At 37.5% G+C, this 21,953-nt stretch carries 21 protein-coding genes and 1 pseudogene; 3 read left to right on the forward strand and 19 right to left on the reverse strand.

What is annotated here, in order from left to right; all coding sequences use genetic code 11:
- Window positions 1-100: 100 nt before the first annotated feature.
- From sdaAB to HCJ50_RS02485, 3 genes are read right to left on the reverse strand one after another with little or no spacing between them, the layout of a single operon-like run.
- On the reverse strand, window positions 101-763 hold the full coding sequence (sdaAB, locus tag HCJ50_RS02475; RefSeq protein ID WP_185345072.1) for an L-serine ammonia-lyase, iron-sulfur-dependent subunit beta: 663 nt from the start codon (window positions 761-763) through the stop codon (window positions 101-103).
- Window positions 764-803: 40 nt separating this feature from the next.
- Window positions 804-2,462 carry a DAK2 domain-containing protein gene (locus tag HCJ50_RS02480; protein ID WP_185345074.1) on the reverse strand — a complete coding sequence of 553 codons (1,659 nt, stop codon included), beginning with the start codon at window positions 2,460-2,462 and terminating at the stop codon, window positions 804-806.
- Window positions 2,463-2,476: 14 nt separating this feature from the next.
- A complete protein-coding gene (locus HCJ50_RS02485) occupies window positions 2,477-2,842 on the reverse strand; it encodes an Asp23/Gls24 family envelope stress response protein (RefSeq protein ID WP_185345076.1) in 366 nt (121 codons plus the stop codon).
- Between the two features lie 295 nt (window positions 2,843-3,137).
- Between HCJ50_RS02485 and rpmB the strand changes: the two genes are divergently transcribed.
- Window positions 3,138-3,326 (forward strand): 50S ribosomal protein L28, encoded by a 189-nt coding sequence (rpmB, locus tag HCJ50_RS02490; RefSeq protein WP_003720131.1) that lies wholly within the window; start codon window positions 3,138-3,140, stop codon window positions 3,324-3,326.
- Between the two features lie 88 nt (window positions 3,327-3,414).
- Here rpmB and HCJ50_RS02495 read toward each other — a convergent pair whose 3' ends face one another.
- The 12 genes from HCJ50_RS02495 to HCJ50_RS02550 form a co-directional block, all read right to left on the reverse strand.
- The gene (locus tag HCJ50_RS02495) at window positions 3,415-4,059 is read right to left on the reverse strand and encodes a thiamine diphosphokinase (protein ID WP_185345077.1); all 645 of its coding nucleotides are present in this window, start codon (window positions 4,057-4,059) and stop codon (window positions 3,415-3,417) included.
- 65 nt (window positions 4,060-4,124) lie between these two features.
- Complete coding sequence (gene rpe / locus HCJ50_RS02500; RefSeq protein ID WP_185345079.1) at window positions 4,125-4,781, reverse strand: ribulose-phosphate 3-epimerase; 657 nt, start codon at window positions 4,779-4,781, stop codon at window positions 4,125-4,127.
- Between the two features lie 2 nt (window positions 4,782-4,783).
- Entirely contained in the window at window positions 4,784-5,659 is an 876-nt protein-coding gene (gene rsgA, locus HCJ50_RS02505; protein WP_185345081.1) for a ribosome small subunit-dependent GTPase A, read from the reverse strand.
- A gap of 19 nt (window positions 5,660-5,678) precedes the next feature.
- Window positions 5,679-7,646, reverse strand: a complete 1,968-nt coding sequence (gene pknB, locus HCJ50_RS02510) for a Stk1 family PASTA domain-containing Ser/Thr kinase (RefSeq protein WP_185345083.1) — start codon at window positions 7,644-7,646, stop codon at window positions 5,679-5,681.
- Window positions 7,643-8,401 (reverse strand): Stp1/IreP family PP2C-type Ser/Thr phosphatase, encoded by a 759-nt coding sequence (locus HCJ50_RS02515; RefSeq protein WP_185345085.1) that lies wholly within the window; start codon window positions 8,399-8,401, stop codon window positions 7,643-7,645. Before HCJ50_RS02515 ends, pknB begins: the two co-directional genes overlap by 4 nt.
- A 14-nt stretch (window positions 8,402-8,415) precedes the next feature.
- Window positions 8,416-9,756: a 16S rRNA (cytosine(967)-C(5))-methyltransferase RsmB gene (gene rsmB, locus HCJ50_RS02520; protein ID WP_185345086.1), complete on the reverse strand. Its 1,341-nt coding sequence runs from the start codon at window positions 9,754-9,756 to the stop codon at window positions 8,416-8,418.
- Entirely contained in the window at window positions 9,757-10,695 is a 939-nt protein-coding gene (gene fmt / locus HCJ50_RS02525) for a methionyl-tRNA formyltransferase (RefSeq protein WP_185345088.1), read from the reverse strand.
- A gap of 14 nt (window positions 10,696-10,709) precedes the next feature.
- Window positions 10,710-13,103: a primosomal protein N' gene (gene priA / locus HCJ50_RS02530; protein WP_185345090.1), complete on the reverse strand. Its 2,394-nt coding sequence runs from the start codon at window positions 13,101-13,103 to the stop codon at window positions 10,710-10,712.
- Window positions 13,104-13,107: 4 nt separating this feature from the next.
- On the reverse strand, window positions 13,108-14,307 hold the full coding sequence (gene coaBC, locus HCJ50_RS02535; RefSeq protein WP_185345092.1) for a bifunctional phosphopantothenoylcysteine decarboxylase/phosphopantothenate--cysteine ligase CoaBC: 1,200 nt from the start codon (window positions 14,305-14,307) through the stop codon (window positions 13,108-13,110).
- A gap of 145 nt (window positions 14,308-14,452) precedes the next feature.
- On the reverse strand, window positions 14,453-14,656 hold the full coding sequence (rpoZ, locus tag HCJ50_RS02540) for a DNA-directed RNA polymerase subunit omega (RefSeq protein WP_185345452.1): 204 nt from the start codon (window positions 14,654-14,656) through the stop codon (window positions 14,453-14,455).
- A complete protein-coding gene (gene gmk, locus HCJ50_RS02545) occupies window positions 14,656-15,273 on the reverse strand; it encodes a guanylate kinase (protein WP_012985969.1) in 618 nt (205 codons plus the stop codon). The genes rpoZ and gmk overlap by 1 nt, the downstream gene beginning before the upstream one ends.
- A gap of 18 nt (window positions 15,274-15,291) precedes the next feature.
- Window positions 15,292-16,167: a YicC/YloC family endoribonuclease gene (locus tag HCJ50_RS02550; protein WP_185345094.1), complete on the reverse strand. Its 876-nt coding sequence runs from the start codon at window positions 16,165-16,167 to the stop codon at window positions 15,292-15,294.
- A gap of 156 nt (window positions 16,168-16,323) precedes the next feature.
- On the opposite strand from HCJ50_RS02550, the gene fbpA reads away from it, so the two are divergent.
- Entirely contained in the window at window positions 16,324-18,036 is a 1,713-nt protein-coding gene (fbpA, locus tag HCJ50_RS02555) for an Rqc2 family fibronectin-binding protein FbpA (protein WP_185345096.1), read from the forward strand.
- 261 nt (window positions 18,037-18,297) lie between these two features.
- A complete protein-coding gene (locus HCJ50_RS02560) occupies window positions 18,298-18,897 on the forward strand; it encodes a short chain dehydrogenase (protein WP_185345098.1) in 600 nt (199 codons plus the stop codon).
- A gap of 41 nt (window positions 18,898-18,938) precedes the next feature.
- On the opposite strand, the gene pyrE is transcribed toward HCJ50_RS02560, so the two are convergent.
- The 4 genes and pseudogenes from pyrE to HCJ50_RS02580 form a co-directional block, all read right to left on the reverse strand.
- Window positions 18,939-19,568 carry an orotate phosphoribosyltransferase gene (gene pyrE / locus HCJ50_RS02565; RefSeq protein WP_185345103.1) on the reverse strand — a complete coding sequence of 210 codons (630 nt, stop codon included), beginning with the start codon at window positions 19,566-19,568 and terminating at the stop codon, window positions 18,939-18,941.
- Window positions 19,565-20,266, reverse strand: coding sequence for an orotidine-5'-phosphate decarboxylase (gene pyrF / locus HCJ50_RS02570; RefSeq protein WP_185345105.1), 702 nt, complete (start codon window positions 20,264-20,266; stop codon window positions 19,565-19,567). Before pyrF ends, pyrE begins: the two co-directional genes overlap by 4 nt.
- The gene (locus tag HCJ50_RS02575; RefSeq protein ID WP_185345107.1) at window positions 20,263-21,177 is read right to left on the reverse strand and encodes a dihydroorotate dehydrogenase; all 915 of its coding nucleotides are present in this window, start codon (window positions 21,175-21,177) and stop codon (window positions 20,263-20,265) included. The genes pyrF and HCJ50_RS02575 overlap by 4 nt, the downstream gene beginning before the upstream one ends.
- A pseudogene (locus HCJ50_RS02580) lies at window positions 21,174-21,941 on the reverse strand (dihydroorotate dehydrogenase electron transfer subunit); the annotation flags it as partial. The pseudogene HCJ50_RS02580 and the gene HCJ50_RS02575, both read right to left, overlap by 4 nt.
- Between the last annotated feature and the right edge of the window lie 12 nt (window positions 21,942-21,953).

Consider the following 21,953-nt stretch of genomic DNA (forward strand, 5'->3'; position numbering starts at 1 on the left):
CAACTCAAAATAAAGCCAAATGCACGTTTTTGTCGACGTACATTTGGCTTACACAAATCTGGTGAAAGCCACCGATTTACTTTGGATACGATTAAGCGTATTAAATCATGACACTTGCTACTTGGTAAATCCCAGGTAATTCAGCAATTTTTGTAATTAAATCTTGCTCCACTTGCTGATCTACCTCGATTACCATTAAAGCTTCGTCGCCTTTGATTTTACGTGATACTTTCATCTGCCCAATATTAATTTTATGATCTGCAATGACAGAAGATACTGCAGCAATTGCCCCAAATTTGTCTTGATGTAAAATTAGGATAGCCGGAGAAGTTCCAGTAAATTCTAGTTCAAATTCATTTAAGCGGATAATTTCTACTTTCCCTCCACCAATTGATGCTCCAATTAAAGTCATTTGTTGCATACCATGTTTTAGGACTAATTTGACTGTGTTTGGATGAGGGGGCTCTTCCACTTCTTCAATAAACTGAATGCGCATTCCCCATTCTTCTGCAATTTCAGGTGATTCTTTCATTCGCGGATCATCTGGTTCAAAACCAAGTAGACCTCCAATAAGTGCCACATCTGTTCCGTGACCTTTATATGTTTTGGCAAAAGAACCATATAAATGAATATCTACTTGGGATGGTTGTTCATTAAAAACAGCTCGTGCAATGGCGCCAATCCTGCTAGCTCCAGCAGTATGAGAACTTGACGGACCAATCATCACTGGACCAATAATATCAAACACGCTATTAAATTTCACTAAAATCATCCTTTCTGCTATTCATCTAACGCACTTGGAACTATTCTACTGCGAAGATATATGGATAAACTGGTTGATTTCCCTCATGGATTTCTATTTCTAAATCGGGATATGCTGCTGTTATTTTGTCAGCTAGTTTCTCTGTAGCAGCTAAATCAGTATCTTCACCAAAGATAATAGTTACAATCTCACTGTCGTCATCTAGCAATTTCTCTAATGTTTTGTATGCTGCTTCATCTAATGTTTCACAGCTCACTTTTATTTTACCTTCAACCATACCAATAAAGCTGTCTTTTTTAATTTCGATACCTTCGACTGTTGTATCACGTACTGCGGTTGTTACTTGACCGCTAGCAACTTCTTCTATTGCAGCTTTCATTGCATTAGCGTTGGTCGTAAAATCTTGCTCCGGTTGGAATGTCAGTACTGCAGTTAACCCTTGCGGAATCGTTTTAGTTGGAATGATTTGTACGATGCTTTCACCTAAAAGCTGCGATGCTTGTTCAGCTGCCATTTGGATGTTTTTATTATTTGGAAGTACAAAAACTTGCTCAGCATTTGCTAATTCAATTGCTTTAACAATGTCTTCTGTACTAGGATTCATTGTTTGACCACCAGAAAGGACAACGGAAACTCCCATGCTTTCAAAAAGCTTTTTCATTCCTTCGCCAGCTGAAACCGTTACAATACCATAAGGCGCTTTTTCTTTTGTGACTTCTTTTTCATCACTAATAATTTCGCTATGTTGTTCACGCATATTTTCTACTTTCATTTTGAGCAGGCTGCCGTATTGTTGACCATAGTTCAATACTTCTCCTGGATGTTCAACGTGGACATGAACTTTCACAACTTCATCATCAGCGGCAACTAGTAATGAATCTCCTAGTTCACTTAAATCTTGACGAAATTGTTCTTCATCAAAAGGTTTTAATCCTGGTTTATTTTCATTAATTTTTACAATGATTTCTGTACAATAACCAAAATGAATATCTTCCGTAGACATAAAATCTTGTACGTGACGGTGATGTTCAGCGTTGATTAATTCTCCCATTGATGCCATATAATCTGGTGCTTCAGCCATTTTGCCAGTTAAAACACCATAAAATCCTTCATAAATAATGATTAGACCTTGGCCTCCACTATCAACTACGCCAACTTCTTTTAAAACAGGCAGTAAGTCAGGTGTTTTTGCTAAGGCTACTTTTCCTTGTTTTAAAATGGCTTCCATTACTAATTCGATGTCTTGATGTTCACTAGCAGCTTGTACTCCAGCTTTAGCGGCTTCACGAGCAACTGTTAGAATTGTTCCTTCTACTGGTTTCATAACTGCTTTATAGGCTGTTTCAACCCCTCTTACAAAGGCTGCTGCGAATTCTTCTGCATTGAGCGTTTCTTTATTTTCAATTGCTTTTGAAAAGCCTCGGAAAAGTTGCGATAAAATAACTCCAGAATTCCCTCTTGCACCCATTAACAATCCTTTTGCCAGATTAGCACCAACTGCACTTATTGTTTCTTTGTCATTTTTTGCGACTTCTTCTGCACCGCTTGTCATGGATAAATTCATATTTGTTCCCGTGTCACCATCTGGAACCGGGAAAACGTTTAATGAATCTACAAAATCAGCATTTTTCGCTAAATTCTCTGCTCCAAGCGCTATCATTGCTGCAAATTTCTCTGAGTCTAACTGATATATACTCACTTACATAATCCTCCTTATGATTCCTTGATTACTCGGACACCTTGAACATAAATATTCACTGATTCCACTGTAATACCGAGCGTTTTTTCTAATGTGTATTTCACGCGCTCTTGTACGTTATGAGCTACTTCAGAAATTTTAGTTCCAAAGCTAACAATGATATACATATCGATATGAATACCTGCTTCTTCTTGTCTTACAATAACACCTTTTGTATAGTTTTCTCTTCTAAGTATATCTGTTAAACCATCACGAATCTGATGTCTGCTTGCCATTCCAACTATGCCAAAATTTTCTTCAGCAGCGCCGCCAGCTATCGTTGCAATTACATCACTAGTAATATCAATTTTGCCAAGCTTTGTGTCGATTTCGATTGCCATTCCTTATTCCTCCCTGCGGATTATATTTTCATTCAATTATTTTTATTATTGTTTTGTTTGTCAATTACGTATTCCTTACCTATTTTACTATAATCACAGCGCTTTGGAAAGCATATCACAAATTTGACTGGTGAAAGCTAACTTTATACTGTCAAGTAAAAATTCTTTGCACTATTTTCGCTTATCCTCTTGCAAAGTGTAGTTGTTTATGATAAATTATTCTAGTATATGAAAAACAAATGGATAGATTATATTAAATAAATTATCCGAAGAGCTCTGTAAGGAGGGGTAAACTATGGCTAAAGAATGTGTTATTACAGGCCGCAAATCACGTTCCGGTAACAAACGTTCCCATGCAATGAACTCCAGCAAACGTACTTGGAAAGCTAATTTGCAAAAAGTACGGATTCTGGTTAACGGCAAACCTAAAAAAGTTTGGGTATCTGCTCGTGCGCTTAAATCTGGTAAAGTGGAACGCGTTTAATTGAAGGAGAAATCAAGTGCAGCGACAATCATGTCGGTGCATTTTTTCTTTATCAAAAAAATCCAGACGATAACCGCCTAGATTTTTATTAGTCGTTGCTTTGTGTAAGTAAAATCATACCGCTTGCAAAAGAGAATTCTCCTACTTGACCTATAAATTCGTTACTAGAAAGCGCAGAACCAACAGGATATGTCGCATTTTCAAGTGGATATACAAATCCCTTTAATGTAAGACCTGTAACATCTTTCATCGTTGTAAAAGCTACATATTTTTTATCGGGAAGTTTCTCAATGGTGTAAGTGCCTGGTGTATACATTTTAATAAAGTTATAACAATCAATCATTTCTACAACAGGTACAGCGGTTTGAAAGCGTGGTTTCGTAAGCATCATCAAATTAGCAAGTAAATGATCTAACCGACCACCAGTAGCTCCAAAAATACGTATTTTATCTGGATTTTGCTTCATTGCCCAGCTCAAGCCAATTTCCGTGTCTGTTTCATCTTTTTCTGCGGGAAACTCAAGCACATTTTTAACCTTGATTTTTAAATCGGCTAACTCTTCTTTACTAAGAGAATCAAAATCTCCCATCGCAATGGTTGGTGTAATGCCTCTATCTAATAAACGTTTTGCCCCACGATCAACACCAATCCACTCAATCTCACTATTTGTATATGGTTCTAAATCGGGTAGTTCTGAAGCAGGCCCACCAACCATGATATTTATACTTTTCATTTATGCCCCTCTTCTTTCCTAATAAATAGAGCTGGAACATTTGTTACTAAGTCCCAGCCCCACTTTTATTCTCCTACAACCGCACGTAATTTATCAATTGGACTTTGACGGTTTTTATTTCCGTAAATATAACTGCCAGCGACAAAAACATTTGCTCCAGCATCGCGGCAAAGTTTTGCTGTTTCATGATCTACTCCGCCGTCCACTTCTATTTCAATATCTAATCCTTTTTCGTCGATGATTTTTTTGAAAGTAGCTATTTTTTCTAGAACTTCGGGTATAAATTTTTGACCGCCAAATCCTGGATTTACTGTCATAAATAAAACCATATCTAGTTCATTTAAAACGTGTTGTAAAACATCAATGGGTGTAGCTGGATTAAGAACAGCGCCTGCTTTTACCCCGTAAGAACGAATTAATTGTAGTGTTCGGTGAAGGTGCGTACATGCTTCCACATGGACGGTAATATAATCTGCACCAGCTTTTGCGAATTCAGGAATATACATATCCGGATTTTCAATCATTAAGTGAACGTCAAGTGGTAGTTTTGTTTGTGGTCGAATTGCTTTAACCACAGCAGGACCAAATGTGATGTTAGGAACAAAATGTCCATCCATGACATCAATATGGATATAATCCGCGCCGCAATTTTCTACTTCTTTAATATCTCTTGCAAGATTTGCAAAGTCTGCGCTTAAAATCGAAGGAGCTATTTTTCCCATTTTTAATACCTCGGCTTTCTGTTTTTTAATTCTTGTAAAATTTGGATATAGTGTTGGTAACGAAAATCTGCTATTTCGTTTGCTTCAACGGCTGTTTTCACGGCACAGTTAGGTTCATTGTCGTGTAGGCAACCGCGAAATTTACAACCGCTCCGTCTGTCTTCTATTTCTGGAAAGCAAAATTGTAAGGTTTCTGGTTGTAAGTCATCCCATTCAATGGAGCTAAAACCTGGTGTATCAGCTACAAATCCGTCGCCAATTGGCATAAGTTCCACGTGTCTGGTGGTGTGTTTCCCGCGACCAAGTGAGGTGGAAATTTCGGCTGTTTTTAGGGTTAGGTTACTATTTAAACTATTTAATAAAGTAGATTTCCCAACACCTGATTGTCCTGCTATAACAGCCGTTTTGCCACTAATATAATCTTTTATTGCTTCTTTGTCTGGCTCTTGATTTGTTTCAAAAACTTCGTAACCAATTGTTTCATAAATTTCTTTATAAATAGCAATTTGTTCTTTTTCTGATTCCGTTGCCAAATCCATTTTACTAATGCAAATGACCGGTTGGATATCTTCTTTTTCGATTGCTACAAGGAATCGATCTGCTAAATTTGTAGAAAAGTCTGGCTCTACTGCAGAAAAGACTAAAATCGCGACATCAATATTAGCTACGGGTGGTCTGACGAGAGCATTTTCCCGTGACATTACATTTAAAATATAGCCATCTGTTTTATTTTCTATTTGAAATTCTACATCATCACCAACAAGCGGTGAAATATTTCGCTTTCTAAAATTCCCTCTTGCTCGGCATTGGTATACCGTTCCTTCTGCGTATACATAGTAAAATCCGCTTAATGCTTTGATAATTTGTCCTTCCAGCACATTCCCTCCGTTCTCTTAATTAGTTTGGATATGGAACCGTACCTTCATCGATGACTTTATCGTCACTGATGATTTTATAGCCTCCGCTAGTACCTTCTTCAATTTGGAAAGTGACTTCTATAGACGTGTCTTGGCTAATATCCATTTCACGATAAGCACTAGTCATGCTATGCTCTTTATCTTCAATGTAGATTTGAATATGTTGTGGCTCCGGATTTTCTTCATCTAGCGGTGTATAGCTTATATTAAAAGTTTTAGTTACTTCTTTCACTGCTTTTTCTTTTGGTCCAGCAGAAAGGACGATCTCAATTGTATCTCCTGGATTCATTGTTGTGCCAGAGGATGGTGATTGAGATATAACTTGACCTTTTTCAACTGTATTTGAATTTTCTTCCGTGCTAGATACTTTAAGTCCAAGTGGTGAAGCATAATCTTCCACTGCGGTTTTGGTATAACCACGAAGATCTTTTAATGTAACTGGCTCGGTGCCTTTACTAACGACAAATTTGACATCTGTTGACTTCGCTACAACGTTCGTCCCTGCGGAAGGTGTTTGACTAATGATCATTCCTTCGTCAATTTCTGAACTATAGGCCTCTTCATAAGAAATATTTTTAAACCCTTGCTTTTCTAATAATGTCTTTGTATCATCATAACTTCTGCCAGTGTAATCATCCATCGTGATTTTTTTGGAGCCAATGCTTACAAAAAGATTTATTTTTGTGCCTTTTTCTTTCATTTCACCAGCTTCGGGATCTGTATTAATCACTTTTCCTTCTTCTACAGCATCACTATTTTTTTCGGCCGTTTTCCCAATAACAAAACCATCTTTTTGTAGTAGGGCGATGGCTTGATCTTCTGTTTTACCTTCAACATCTGGTACTGCGATTTCTTCAGGTCCTTTACCAAGTAACCAAAGCAATAAGATAGCGATAATGAATACGATAATGACAGAAAAAACAATCCATGCAATTTTCTTTTTCTTGCTCATTTTTTTCTTTTTCTTTCCTTTTTTATCATCTGGTACTGCTTCTTCGGCTGCAACTTTTCCTTCTGGTACAATGGTTTTATCTAAATTTTGCATTGCTTCTTTTGTAGCAATGATTGGAATTGTTTTTGTATCACCATCATCAGTTGGAAAAACATATTTAGGTTCATTTAATCGTTCTTTATTTAAGCATGTTTGCAAGTCTTTTTCCATTTCTTCTGCATTTTGATAACGTAAGAAAGGATCTTTTGCGGTTGCTTTAATAATAATATTTTCTAGACTTTGGGGGATCTCTGGGTTTTGCGCTCTTGCAGAAGGAATCTCAGCTTGTAAGTGTTTAATTGCGATAGAAACAGCTGATTCTCCATCAAATGGCACTTTCCCAGTAAGTAATTCATATAAAACGATTCCAAGTGAATAAATATCTGATTTTTGTGTCGCCATTCCACCACGAGCTTGTTCTGGTGATAAGTAATGGACAGAGCCGAGTAGAGAATTTGTTTGGGTTATTGATGTTTCAGATAGAGCCATCGCAATCCCAAAATCAGTAATCTTCACGACACCATCATGATCAATTAAGATATTTTGCGGTTTTAAGTCACGGTGAATAATATGGTGTTGATGCGCAACTACGACTGCTGAAACGATTTGAAGCATAATATCGACTGCTTTTTCGTAGCTAATTGGATGATTTTCATGGATGTATTGTTTTAAGTCCATGCCATCTACATGCTCCATAACGATATAATGCAAATCGTTTTCTTCGCCAACATCATAAACACTAACAATATTTGGGTGGACTAAACTTGTAGCAGATTGCGCTTCTCGTTGAAATCGGCGTATAAGATTACTTTCATCTGCTAAATCAATTCGCAAAATCTTAACAGCAACATCGCGATCTAGAATAATATCATGAGCAAGATATACATTGGCCATTCCGCCACCGCCAATGGCATGTAAAATCTTATACCGGTCGTTTAGACGTTTACCAATCATCATGAAGCGTTCCTCCCTTTCTGCTTAAGATTTCGTTCCACTAATAATACCGTAATATTATCCTCTCCCCCATAAGAATTAGCTTTTGTAATAAATACATCTGCTTTTTCTGATAAAGTTCGTTTACTTTTCAATATTTCTTCTATTTCATCTTCTGGTACCATATTAGTTAAACCATCGGAACAAAGCATTAAAGTATCACTTGTTTGAAATGGAACGACAAAAGTATCTACTTCCACTTTACCTTCAACACCAAGCGCACGTAATAAAATGTTTTTCCGAGGATGATTCATCGCATCTTCTTTACTGATTTCACCGGTTTTTAGTAATTCGTGTACTAATGAATGATCTTCAGTTAATTGTCGCATTGTATTGTTTTGCATTAAATATCCGCGGCTATCACCAACATTTGCTATAACTACTTGAGATTGTCCCATAATAGCTGTAACAAGCGTGGTCCCCATACCTTTTAAATCCATTTCACTTTCAGCATAAAGAACAATTTGTTTATTTACTTCTTGAATTGCTTGACTTAACCATGTTTCAATTTCTTCCGCAGTTAAGAGCGTGGTTGTTTTTTTCCATGCATCACTAAGTAAGCGTACAGCCATTTCACTTGCTACATCGCCTGCTCGGTGTCCACCCATTCCATCTGCTACAATTACAATTGGCTGCTTATCTTGATTTTCAAAAACGCCACCGTTATCTTCATTATGATTTCTTATTCTGCCTCTATCCGTTCTAAACTCTGCATGCATTTATACGCACCTCACTATTTTTCAGGACTCACTTTTCTTAAACTGGAAACAAAGAAACCATCGCTTCCAATGTCTGTAGGTAATATTTGAACAAAATCGTCCTTTTTGATATGTGCCAATTTTTCAGGAAGTGCTACTGGTTCAAGCATAAATTCTGGGTGTTTTTCCAAGAAGGCATGCAAGACCGTTTCATTTTCTTCCTTATCAATAGTACATGTACTATAAACTAATATACCATTTTCTTTTACTAATTGGCTAACGTCATCTAAAATTGCTAATTGTATTTCTGCTAGTTTATGGATATCTTTTTCTGTTTTCGTGTATTTAATATCTGGTTTTCTACGAAGGACACCAAAGCCAGAGCAAGGCGCATCTACTAAAATTCGGTCAAAAGTATCTGGTTCAAACATAGTACTTGCTGTTCTTGCATCTAAATGAGCGGTACGAATATTTAAAAGTTGTAATCGTTTTGCTGCCTGATCAATTAATTTTGTTTTCTTTTCATGAATATCAAGGGCATGTACCATTCCTGTACCGTGCATTTTTTCGGCAATATGTGTAGTTTTCCCACCAGGTGCAGCACAGGCATCTAATACAGTTAAATTATCTTCTAGTTGAAGTGCGTAGGCCGCAAGCATGGAGCTTTCATCCTGTATACTACATTTGCCATCTTTGTATGCTTTTGTTTCAGCGACAGAGCCTTTTTCAACAAGTAAGGCTTCTTCGATAAACTTATTCTGCGTAACCGTAATACCTTGATCATTTAATTCTTTCACTAATTGTTCTGTTCGAAGTTCCGTTTGGTTTACGCGAATGCTTTGATGAGGAGCGACAAGAAACGCCATACCAATTGCACGTAGTTGTTCTACCCCATATTGTTTTGCCCAGCGTCTTGCTAACCACACTGGCAAACTTGTTTCTATAGCGATTTTTTCGATAGGATCTTGAATTAAATCTATACTTGGGACACCTTTACGGATAATATTTCTAAGAACGCCATTCACAAATTTAGTTACACCTTGATGACCTAATTCTTTCGCAATATCTCCCGCTTCGTTTAAAATAGCATGTTCAGGTATTTTATCTAAAAAGATTAGTTGATAGACGGACATTCGTAGTAAATTTTTTACCCAATTGTCTGGTTCTTTATTTAAAAATGGTGCTAAATAGTAATCTAATGTGATTTTGCGTTGTGTCGTACCGTATACTAATTCTGTTAAAAGACCTTTATCAAGTGGATTTAGTTTTTGTTTTTTTAGGGCATCATTAATTAATAAATGACTGTAAGATTGATTGTTTTCGATTTTAATAATGAGTTCTAAGGCAATTGCACGAACTGTTTTTTGTTTTTTCATTTACTCACCAAACCTTGTCGTCTTACTTAAATTTCTGCCAGCACCAGCCATGAATGAATGTATATCCATTTTTGGTTTTCCAGCTGGTTGAATCACAGTTGGGACAAGAAGCGTGCCGTCACCTGTTATAATTTTAAGCGCTGTTTTATCTGTAAGGATTGCACCGACTTCTCCGTCCACTTTTGTTTCATCATGTGTAGCTTCCCAAATTTTAAAAGGCTTTCCTTCCAGTGTCGTATAGGCAACCGGCCACGGAGAAAGTCCACGAACTTGATTAAAAATTTCTCGACCAGAACGCTTCCAATCAATTTTTTCTTGTTCTCGAGAAATATTTCGTGCAAAAGTAACTTTGTTTGGATCTTGTGCTATAGCAGTGATCTTTCCTGCTATAAAATCTGGCAAAGTATCCATTAACAATTCTGCACCTAATTGACTTAGCTTATCAAACATTGTTCCTGTATTATCTTCATCAGTTATTGGGATTTCGCGTTGACTAATCATATCTCCTGCATCTAGTTTTTCAACCATATACATAATCGTTACTCCTGTTTCAGTCTTCCCATCCAGCAATGCGTAATGAACTGGTGCACCGCCACGATATTCTGGCAATAAAGAAGCATGGACATTGATTGCGCCGTGTTTTGGAGATTCTAATAACGCATTGGGTAATATTTGTCCGTAAGCAGCCGTTACAAGTAAGTCTGCTTGAAGTCCAATTAATTCATCTAATTCGCTTGAAGTTCGTAATTTTTCTGGTTGGTAGACAGGAATTCCAAGCTCTAGCGCGGTTTTCTTCACAGGTGGTGGTGTCAATACTCGTTTACGTCCAACTGGTCGATCTGGTTGTGTTACTACTGCAATGACATCATAGGCTTTGGCTAATTGTTCTAAAACCGGAACAGAAAATGTCGGCGTCCCCATAAAAATAATTTTTGTCATTCGTCTACTCCTTTTCACATTAATACGTAAGGCTGTACATCAATATTAATCGTTAAACCTTTTTGTTGATCTTTTTGATAGTGAGTTATTAAGGTTTTTAATTCTCTTTTTAAATTTGGTTCTATTTTATATTTAATAATACATTGGTAGCGATATTTATTTTTGATGCGTGTAATAGTACTTGGAACTGGACCGAGAATAATGGCATCTGGTCCTAGTTTTCCACGTAAAAAGTTGGCCATTTCTTGGATAGTTCGAATTGCTTTCATTTCGTTTTCATCACTGACGTTAATCATAGTTAAATAATAAAACGGAGGATATGCACCCATTTTTCTAAGCTGCATTTCATGATGATAAAAGCCAATAAAATCATGCTTTTTGGCAAATTCTATACTGTAGTGTTCTGGATTATAGCTTTGAACGACTACTTCCCCAGTTCTTTCGTGTCTACCTGCTCTTCCGCTTACTTGTGTTAGCAATTGGAAAGTTCGTTCAGATGCTCGGAAATCTGGTAAATAAAGCATCGTATCTGCATTTAAAACTCCTACAAGTGTAATATCTGGAAAATCTAATCCTTTGGCAATCATTTGCGTTCCAAGTAAAATATCTGCTTCATGATTTCGAAAGCTTCGAAGTAATTTTTCGTGAGCTCCTTTTGTTCTTGTAGTATCGACATCCATTCGAATTACGCGAGCTTCTGGAACCAATTTCGTCAAGCTTTCTTCTACTTTTTGAGTACCAGTTCCAAAGTAACGAATATGCTCTCCTTCACAACTTGGACATTTTTGCGGAACGGCTTCTTCATGTCCACAGTAATGACATTTCATCTTATTGCTGGCTTGGTGGTAGGTCTCTGAAATATCACAATTAGGGCATTCTACCACGTAACCACAGTCGCGACACATTACAAATGAAGAATAACCACGACGATTAAGCATCAGTACGGTTTGTTCTTTTTTGGCGATGCGTTCTTTGATTTTTTCTAGTAATTCCGTAGAAAATTCTGTGCGATTTTCTTTTCTTAGCTCTTCTCGCATATCTACTACGCTTACTTCTGGCATTGCCCTATCGTTCACGCGGCTTGGTAATTCTATCAGCGTATATACCCCTTTTTTCGCTCTTGCAAAAGACTCGAGGGATGGTGTAGCGCTTCCTAATACTACTGGGCATTGATATTTATTCGCGCGCCAAATCGCAACATCACGTGCATGATAGCGTGGATTATCTTCTTGTTTATAACTTGCTTCGTGTTCTTCATCAATAATAATAATTCCTAAGTTTTCAAATGGGGCAAAAACAGCTGAACGTGCTCCAACTACCACACGAGCTTCTTTTCGTTCAATTTTACGCCATTCATCATATTTTTCTCCGGAAGAGAGCGCGCTATGAAGGACTGCTACTTCACTTCCAAAACGGCTTTTAAATCGTTCTACCATTTGCGGTGTAAGGGAAATTTCTGGAACTAAAACAATTGCTTCTTTGCCTTCTTTTAGTTTGGCTTCAATTGTTTGCAAGTAGATTTCCGTCTTTCCGCTCCCAGTAACTCCGTGAATTAAAAAAGTTTCTTGCTCGGTAGCGCTACTAATTTTTTCGCATGCAATTTGTTGGTCTGGTAAAAGGGTTAATGCTTCACTTTTTTCAAATTGGTGATTTTCATAAGGATCACGTGAAACGACTTTTTCCGAAATCGTAATAATGCCTTGTTCAGCTAGTTTTTTGATAGTTGCTTCGGATGTTTCTGCTTGTTTTTTTAACTCTGTAGCGGGGATTTCTGTACCTTGAAACATTTGGAAAAATGCTAAAACACGTGACTGCGCTTTGGCCTTCTTAGGCATATCTTCTATTATTTCAGCCAATTGAAGAGGTGTTTTAAGGCAATTAATTACACGCACTTTTTTATTTGTAATTTTATTTTTAACTTGATAAACTACTTCGACACTACCGTCTCTAACCCATTTACCAAGTGGTTTCAGTAAATTCCTTGCTTCGGCTACTTTCCAGTCAAGTGTCTCGTAACCTTCAAATAATTGTTCTAATTCTGTATTTTCCTCATCTAATCGCAGAAAATATTTTTCGTATTTCGCCCGTAGAGCAGCTGGCAGCATTGCTTGGTAGGCTGATACTCGAAAACTAAGTGTATCCTCAGCTAACCAATCGCCTAGTTCCATTAGTTCCTCATTTAATACTGGAATTAAATCCATCACGCCTTCAATACCTTTTAACTTTGGGTTTTCTTCTGTTTCACCAAGTTCGGTAACAAATCCTTGTATTTTACGGTTTCCAAATGGGACACTAACTCGCATTCCTGGTCGGATAAGCTCTTCTAAATCTTCGGGAATAAAATAATCAAATGGACGGTCCACTTGCATGGCTGGAACGTCCACAATCACTTTTGCTATGTTAATCATTGGTTCACTTCCTTAAAAGGTTAGCGGCTTCTTGTATAATATGTTCGGCAACTTTTCTTTTATCTAACAATGGTAAAGCTTCACTTGTCCCATCTTTTCGGTAAAACGTTACGATATTAGTATCCGCAGAAAAGCCTGCACCTGCTTGACTAATATTATTTGCAACGATTAAATCTGCATTTTTAGTAGTTAATTTTTTTTGTGCATTTTCTGGTAAATTTTCTGTTTCTGCGGCAAAACCGATAACGACTTGCTGAGCGGTTTTATTTTGACCAATTTCAAGTAAAATATCTTTCGTCCGTTTCATTTCAATTTGAAAATCTCCGGGTTGTTTTTTTATTTTTTGCTTGGAAAATTTGGCTGGTGTATAGTCAGCAACGGCAGCAGTCATTACAAAAATAGATTGGTTCGCTTGATTTTTTTTCACCGCTTGATACATTTCTTCTGCTGATTCCACATATTCTACTTCTACATGAGGCGGAACTGGTAGTGTTTTGCTTGATGTGACTAATGTAACGTTAGCTCCTTGTCTTGCTGCTACTTCCGCAATCGCAAAACCCATCTTTCCTGTAGAATGATTCGTAAAATAACGCACTGGATCCAATTTTTCTTGTGTTGCACCAGCTGTAATTAGAATATTTTCACCTTGTAGTAAGGATTTATCTTCTTGAAAAAATTCTGCTATTCGCAAAACGATTTTTTCCGGTTCTTCTAAACGACCTCGGCCAACATAACCGCATGCCAAGTAGCCTTCTTCTGGTTCTATAAAACGAACACCATCTTGATAAAGACGATTAATATTTCGAACAACTGCTGGGTGCTGAATCATATGGACGTTCATCGCAGGAGCAACCCAGATTGGTGCTTCTGTTGCAAGAATGGTTGTAGTAACCATATCGTCTGCAATTCCGTTTGCCATTTTGCCAATTAGATTCGCCGTTGCGGGTGCGACAATTACTAAATCGGCCCAATCTGCCAAATCAATATGGGCAACAACGCTTGATTTTTTTTCATCAAAGGTATTTGTATATACATCGTTTTTTGATAATACTTGAAATGAAAGCGGTGGTACAAATTCTTGTGCATGATTTGTCATCATTACTTTCACATTTGCACCAGCTTGTGTTAATTTACTTGTAAGTGCGACTGCTTTATAAACAGCAATGCCACCAGACACTGCGAGTAAGATATTTTTTCCTTGCATATTAAGTCACCTCATTTTTATATAAAAACCATTCACTCTATTATACCTTAAATTAAGGTCTGACAAAACTATCAAGAAGTTCGAATTCCACTTACTTTTACGCACCTTAAGAAAAAAGCCCCGCAACGAAGCGGAGCAGTTAATCTTATTTGTCGTCATTTTGTAAAACTAGTTTTCCAGCATGAATTTCTTCAAGTGCTTTCCCAACAAATTTGTCGGACTGATAGCCTGGAAGTACACCCTTATCATTTTCTAGTTGCATATAGCGTGCACGTTTAGCGGCCACTGTAACTAGCGAGTATTTTGAGTCGATTTTTAACAATAAATTATCAATTGATGGATATAACATCATTGTAATCCCTCCAACATTTTTTTGTAGCGATGAATTACTCGCTCAGTTTTTAAGTGTTCTGTTTCGACGATGCCTTTGATTTTTTGAACAGCTTTGTCAACTACATCATTTACAACAGCGTAATCATACGATGCCATCATTTCGATTTCTTTTTTTGCGGTTTCCATACGTTCTTCCACCACATCCATTGATTCTGTTCCCCGACCAATAATCCGGTTTTTTAATTCGGATAAGTCTGGCGGTGTTAAGAAAATGAAAATCCCTTCTGGCATCGCTTTTCGAACTTGCATAGCTCCTTGCACTTCAATTTCGAGAAAAATATCTATTCCTGCTTGTAACTTTTCCTCGACATATTCAAGCGGAGTGCCGTAATAATTACCGACATACTCTGCATATTCTAACATTTTTCCGTCTGAAATAGCTTGTTCGAACACTTCCCGTGAACGAAAATAATAATCGACCCCGTCTTGTTCGCCTTCACGAGGAAGACGTGTTGTCATCGAGATGGAGTAATCAAAACTTGTTTCTGGGTCTTTAAAAACAGCTTCCCGAACAGTTCCTTTACCCACTCCAGATGGACCTGATAGCACAATTAACAGACCTCTTTCTGTCATTCTTTCCCCTCCTCGATATTATTCCACATTTTGCACTTGTTCGCGAATTTTTTCTAGCGTTGTTTTCATTTCCACAACTTGCTCGGTAATTCGGAGTGAACTAGCTTTGGATCCTATAGTATTAATTTCACGGTTCATTTCCTGGATAAGAAAATCTAATTTCCGACCTATTGGCTCGTCCAATAAAATAATACCATAAAACTGTTTCAAATGACTCTTAGTTCGTTCTACTTCTTCATTGATATCTGCTTTTTCTACTAAAAGAGCTACCTCTGTAAGAACTATATTTTGATCAAAATTTTCGCCAACAATAGATTGAAGGCGGTTTTCGATTTTTTCTTGGTAGTATTTTTCTAAAGCGGGAATTTCGTCCTGAATGATGTTTAGACTGTTTTCAAGCGTCGCAAGGTGTTGTTTGAAGTAAAGCAGCAATTCCGCACCTTCCATACTTCTCATCTCATCTAATCGCTTAGTTGCACGTGTGAGCGTTTCTAAGACTATGCCTTCTAATTCACTACTTGCTTCTGGTGCTTCTTCAATGGAAAGAAATGCTTGCTCATGTAGTAAATCACTCATTTTAGGTAAATCTGCTAGTTCGTATCTAGTACTTGCTTGTTTAATAAAACGGTAATAGCTATCTGCAAGGTCCCAATCAATATGTAATTCACGTTTCGCAAGTTCTTCTCCGGTAATGGAAAAGAAACATTCTATTCGACCGCGTTTTATTTGCTTATTAACTATTTTTTTTAGTTTTCCTTCTAAGTAGGCAAGTTGTTTTGGCATCCGAAAAAGATATTCGGAATAGCGATGGTTGACTGCTTTTAATTCAATGGTTACTTTGAACGCCTCTGATTCTTTCGTTGCACGTCCAAATCCCGTCATGCTTTTCACCATTTGGCAAGACACCTCTCATTACTTCAAGTCCTTCATCAGTTCACTTGAAATTTGTTCTGACTTCTTATTATACCAAAGCTACTTCATGCATACAATACATTTTCGGAATGTATGTTAAAATAGATAATAACTAACTCACAAAGGAATGATTAACTAATGGCGTTTGATGCAATGTTTTTAAAAGCAATGACCGAAGAACTTGTTGAACACGGTGAAAGTGGACGTATTATGAAAATTCACCAACCGTTTTCGCATGAACTTGTTTTATATATTCGAAAAAACCGTGAAAATAAACGTTTACTAATTTCTTCACATCCCAGTTACGCAAGAATTCAGTGGACGGATGATATTCCAGAAAACCCTGCCACACCACCTATGTTTTGCATGTTGCTTAGAAAGTATTTAGAAGGGGCAATTATTGAATCAATTACGCAACTTCCAGGGGAACGAATTTTGCAATTTAGTATTCGTGGCAAAGATGACATTGGCGAAAATCGATTTTGTGATTTATTTGTCGAAATTATGGGACGTCATAGTAATATCACGCTTGTTGATCGCGCCAAAAATGTGATTGTTGATTGCATTAAACATATTTCTCCTGCACAAAATAGTTATCGAACCCTACTTCCAGGAGCGACTTATATTTTACCGCCAACAACCGATAAATTAAATCCATTCGAGGTTACTTCCGAGCAAATTTTAAATCGTCTTGATTTTCCGGCAGGGCGAATCGATAAACAGCTTGTCCAAAATTTTGCAGGATTTAGTCCTTTGCTTGCCCGTGAAATTGTTTTTCGTGCAGGAAATTTAACAGCTGACTCGCTTGTTTCTGCCTTTTATGAAGTGATTAAACTCGTAAATGAACATTTAGGAAGAGCTGCTATTCCTAACAAATGGCATATTCAAAATAAGGAAGATTACTATTTTTTCCCGCTTCGACATGTGGATGCAGACCTTACTGAATTCGCTCAGTTAAGCACGTTGCTAGATAATTTTTATATTGGAAAAGCTCGACGTGATCGTGTGCATCAATTCGCCCATGATTTGGAAAAACTATTATCTAATGAACTGGCTAGAAGTAGACTCAAAATCGAAAAATTAGAAAATACCTTACTTGAAACAGAAAAAGCTGATATTTACCGCATCCAAGGCGAACTTTTAACAGCCAATCTGCATTTAATGGAACGTGGTATGGAAGAAATCTCTGTAGAAAATTTTTATGATGATATGAAAAAAATAACGATTTCGCTTAATTCACGGAAAACGCCGTCTGCCAATGCACAAAGTTATTTCAGTCGCTATCAAAAATTGCGAAATGCTGTCGAAGTTGTAAAAGAGCAAATTTTGCTGACTAAAGAGGAAATCACTTATCTAGAGTCAGTCGAATCACAGCTGGAAACGTCTGGTCCGCAAGATGTGGAAGAAATTCGTCAAGAACTTGCTGAACAAGGCTACCTTCGTTATAAACAGAAAAAAGGGAATCGCAAAAAAGTCACCTTGCCAACACCCGAAAAATATACTTCTTCAACTGGATTATCGATTTTAGTTGGAAAAAATAATAAGCAAAATGATTATTTAACGAATAAAATAGCACGAAATAATGATCTTTGGTTCCATGTGAAGGATTTACCTGGTTCACATGTTGTAATTCAATCAAATAATCCTGACGAAACCTCGATTACAGAAGCTGCGATGATTGCCGCCTATTATTCCAAAGCGAGACTATCAGCAACAGTCCCGGTCGATGGAACACTAGTTAAATATGTAAAAAAACCAAATGGTGCAAAACCAGGTTATGTGATTTACGATAACCAAACAACTTATTTTGTAACACCTGATGAAAAATTGGTTTTATCTTTAAAAAATTAATTATCTAAAAAACAGATACCTTAAGTTACATGGTATCTGTTTTTATGTTAATAAGACTCTACATTACTACTTCATTGCAGCCTTCAAATATAGCGGATTGTTATCTTTTTTTAACACAACCGTACAACTCGCCTAGTTCCACTATTGTCCATTATGGAAAAAAACATGTAACTTTACAAAATTAAAATACCGTTTTTTCTTACGTTCTTTAGGGTAAATATACTATTGACTTTACTTTGAACTAGGGAGGATGATAGTGATATGAAAATTTTATTAATTGGTGCTTCTGGTACGCTTGGTTCTGCGGTGAAAGAACGCTTGGAGAAAAAAGCTGATGTGATAACTGCTGGAAGACACAGTGGTGATGTAACGGTTGATATTACAAGTGTCGATAGTATTAAAAACATGTATACGCAAGTTGGTAAAGTGGATGCGATTGTTTCTGCGACTGGTAGCGCCACTTTTTCCCCATTAACTGAATTAACACCTGAAAAAAATGCGGTAACAATTAGTAGTAAATTAGGTGGTCAAATTAATTTGGTTTTACTTGGAATTGACTCGCTAAATGATAATGGTAGTTTTACTTTAACAACAGGAATTATGATGGAAGATCCCATTGTTCAAGGAGCTTCGGCTGCGATGGCAAATGGTGCGGTTACTGCTTTTGCTAAATCTGCCGCGATTGAAATGCCACGTGGAATTCGTATTAATACGGTAAGTCCAAATGTACTAGAAGAATCTTGGGAGAGACTGGAACCTTTTTTCCATGGTTTTGAGCCAGTTCCAGCAAAACGAGTTGCTCGTGCTTTTGAGAAAAGTGTTTTTGGAGCACAAACAGGTGAAAGTTACCGGATTTATTAATACAAAAAGGGAAACACGATAATTTCATGTTTCCCTTTGTTTTATTTACCCCAAGTTTCTGGATTTTGTTTCCATTCTTTTAGGGTTTGCATATCTTCTTTAGATACATAGTTTTTTGTAAGCGCGACTTCAATTAATTCATCATAATTCGTAAGCGTAACTAGTTTTGTATCCGCTTCTGCCAGTAATTTCTTGCCTTTGTCTAATCCATATGTAAAGATGGCTGCAATCCCAAGCACTTCTGTTCCTGCTTCTTCTAGCGCTTCGACTGCTTTTAGTGAGCTGCCTCCTGTAGAAATTAAATCTTCAATTACTACGACTTTTTGCCCTTTTGCAATCGGTCCTTCAATTTGGTTGCCTTTGCCGTGTTCTTTCGCTTTAGAACGAACATAGACCATTGGTAAATCTAACAAATCACTAACCCAAGCAGCATGAGGAATTCCAGCTGTTGCAGTTCCAGCGATTACATCTACATCCCCAAAATTTTCTTTTATTTTTTCTGCAAGAGCTGCCGCAATAAACTGACGAACTTTTGGGAAACCAAGTGTTAGACGGTTATCGCAATAAATCGGTGACTTAATTCCTGATGCCCAAGTAAATGGATCATTTGGTTTTAAAAATACTGCCTTTATTTCTAATAATTGTTCTGCTACTTGCTTTTCTGAACTCATGCATTCCACTCCTTTAATACTTGATTATATGCGGCTACTGGGTTCGCTGCTCGAGTAATCGAACGACCAACAACGATATGAGAAGAACCAATTAAACGCGCTTTTTCAGGGGTTACCACACGGATTTGATCATCTGCTGCATCACTTGCAAGTCGAATTCCTGGTGTAACACGCAAAAAGTCTGCACCATTTCTTAATTTGATTTCTTCTGCTTCAAGCGCCGAGCAAACAACTCCATCTAAGCCGGCTTGTTTCGTTATGTCACTGTAATGAATGACTGATTCTAGCAAACTTGCCTTTATTAATTGTTCCGCATGCATATCTGCTTCACTTGTGCTTGTAAGTTGGGTCACAGCAATCAGTAATGGACGTTTACCACTTTTGGTACCCATTTCTAGTCCTTCACGTGCAGCTTCCATCATTTTTTTCCCACCTGCCGCATGAACATTGACCATATCTACTCCTATTTCCGCCAAAGAAGTCATCGCACTTTTGACAGTGTTAGGAATATCGTGGAGCTTTAAATCTAGAAAAATTTGGTGATTTTGTTGTTTGATTTTTTCAACAATCGCCGGACCATTACCATAAAAAAGTTCCATTCCCACTTTTACTGATAAAGATTCTCCGGAAAATTTAGCTAAAAAGTCATCTACTTCTTGGGTTGTTTGAAAATCCAGTGCGATAATTGGTTTATTCATTGATTTTCTCGCTCCTTTTTGAGTTGTTTTAAAGAAGAAATGTTCAGTTCGTCCATACGCTTGGGTAATTCAGTAATTAATTTTGGACAAATAAATGGGTCTGTAAAATTCATTGTTCCAACGGCTACTGCATCTGCTCCTGCAATCAAGAATTCTAATACATCATCTACCGTTTGCACCCCGCCCATCCCAATAATTGGAATATTACTTACCGCTCGTACTTGGTGGATCATTCGTATCGCTACTGGTTTTATCGCTGGACCAGAAAGCCCGCCGGTTCCATTGGCAATGATTGGTTTTCTTGTTTTTAAATCAATTCTCATGCCAAGTAAGGTGTTTATCATCGTTAGGCCATCCGCACCAGCTGCTTCAATTGCTTGGGCGATGGAAACAATATCTGCCACATTTGGAGATAATTTAACATAAACTGGAACACTCGCTACCGCTTTAACTGCTTTGGTTAAACGATGGGCTACTTCAGGATCTGTTCCAAATGCAATCCCACCGTGCTTTACATTGGGACAGGAAATATTTAATTCAATTGCCTTAACCGCTTTGGATTCGCCAATTCGTGCACAAACCTGAACGTAATCTTCTTCTGTTGCCCCTGCGACATTGGCAATAATTGGTGTATCAAATTGCTCTAAAAATGGTAATTCATGAGCTAAAACGTGTTCTAAACCAGGATTTTGCAAGCCGATTGCATTTAACATCCCACTAGCTGTTTCTGCTACTCGAGGGGTTAAATTCCCTTGTCTTGGCTCTGGTGTAACTGCTTTTGCCATAATGGCTCCTAGTTCGTTTAAATCATAATAGTTACTGTATTCTTGTCCAAAGCCAAAGCAACCTGAAGCAGGCATAATCGGATTTTTCAGGGATAAACCAGGGATTTCTACAGCTAATCGATTCATAATGTCACCTCATCCGCACGAAATACTGGGCCATCCACACATACTTTAAATTGTTCCTCTGCTACTTTTGCTTTGGAACAAACACAAGCATAACACGCACCAATCCCACAAGCCATTCGTTCTTCTAAAGAAAGATAGGTTTTCGTTTCTGGAAAACTGGCTTTTACTGCTTGCAACATTGCTTTTGGTCCGCAGCTAAAAATTACATCTGGTTCTGCCTTGAATTTTTTGGTAATATCTGTGACAAAGCCTTGTGTTCCGGCTGTTCCGTCCACGGTCGCAATATGCACTTTTCCGTATTCCAACATTTCCTTTTGATAAAAACAGTCTTTCGCAGATTGGAACCCGTTTACAAACGTTACTTGTATGCCTTTTTCAGCTAATTCTTTCCCAAGTTGATACATTGGAGGAACGCCGATGCCACCCCCAATTAAAAGGGCTGTTTTTGCAGTTGGAGCCGCATTAATGTCAAATCCTTTACCAAGGGGACCTAAAACATCAACTGTATCTCCTTCAACTAATTCGCTAAAATCTCTCGTCCCGTCACCTTCCACTCGGTATAACAGAATGCAGGTTTTTGCTGTTTTATCGTATGAACAAATACTAATTGGTCGTCTCATAAGCAAATCAGTACGACTTGGCTTAAGCATTAAAAACTGACCTGGTGACATATCTGCCACACATTCTCCTGTTAAAATTAATTCATATACCTTATCGGCAATTTCTGTTTGCTGAATGACTTTCATTTCCGTCTGTAACACGGTTCCACCCCGTTT

The sequence above is a fragment of the Listeria immobilis genome (assembly GCF_014322765.1).
GTDB classification, from domain to species: Bacteria; Bacillota; Bacilli; order Lactobacillales; family Listeriaceae; genus Listeria; species Listeria immobilis.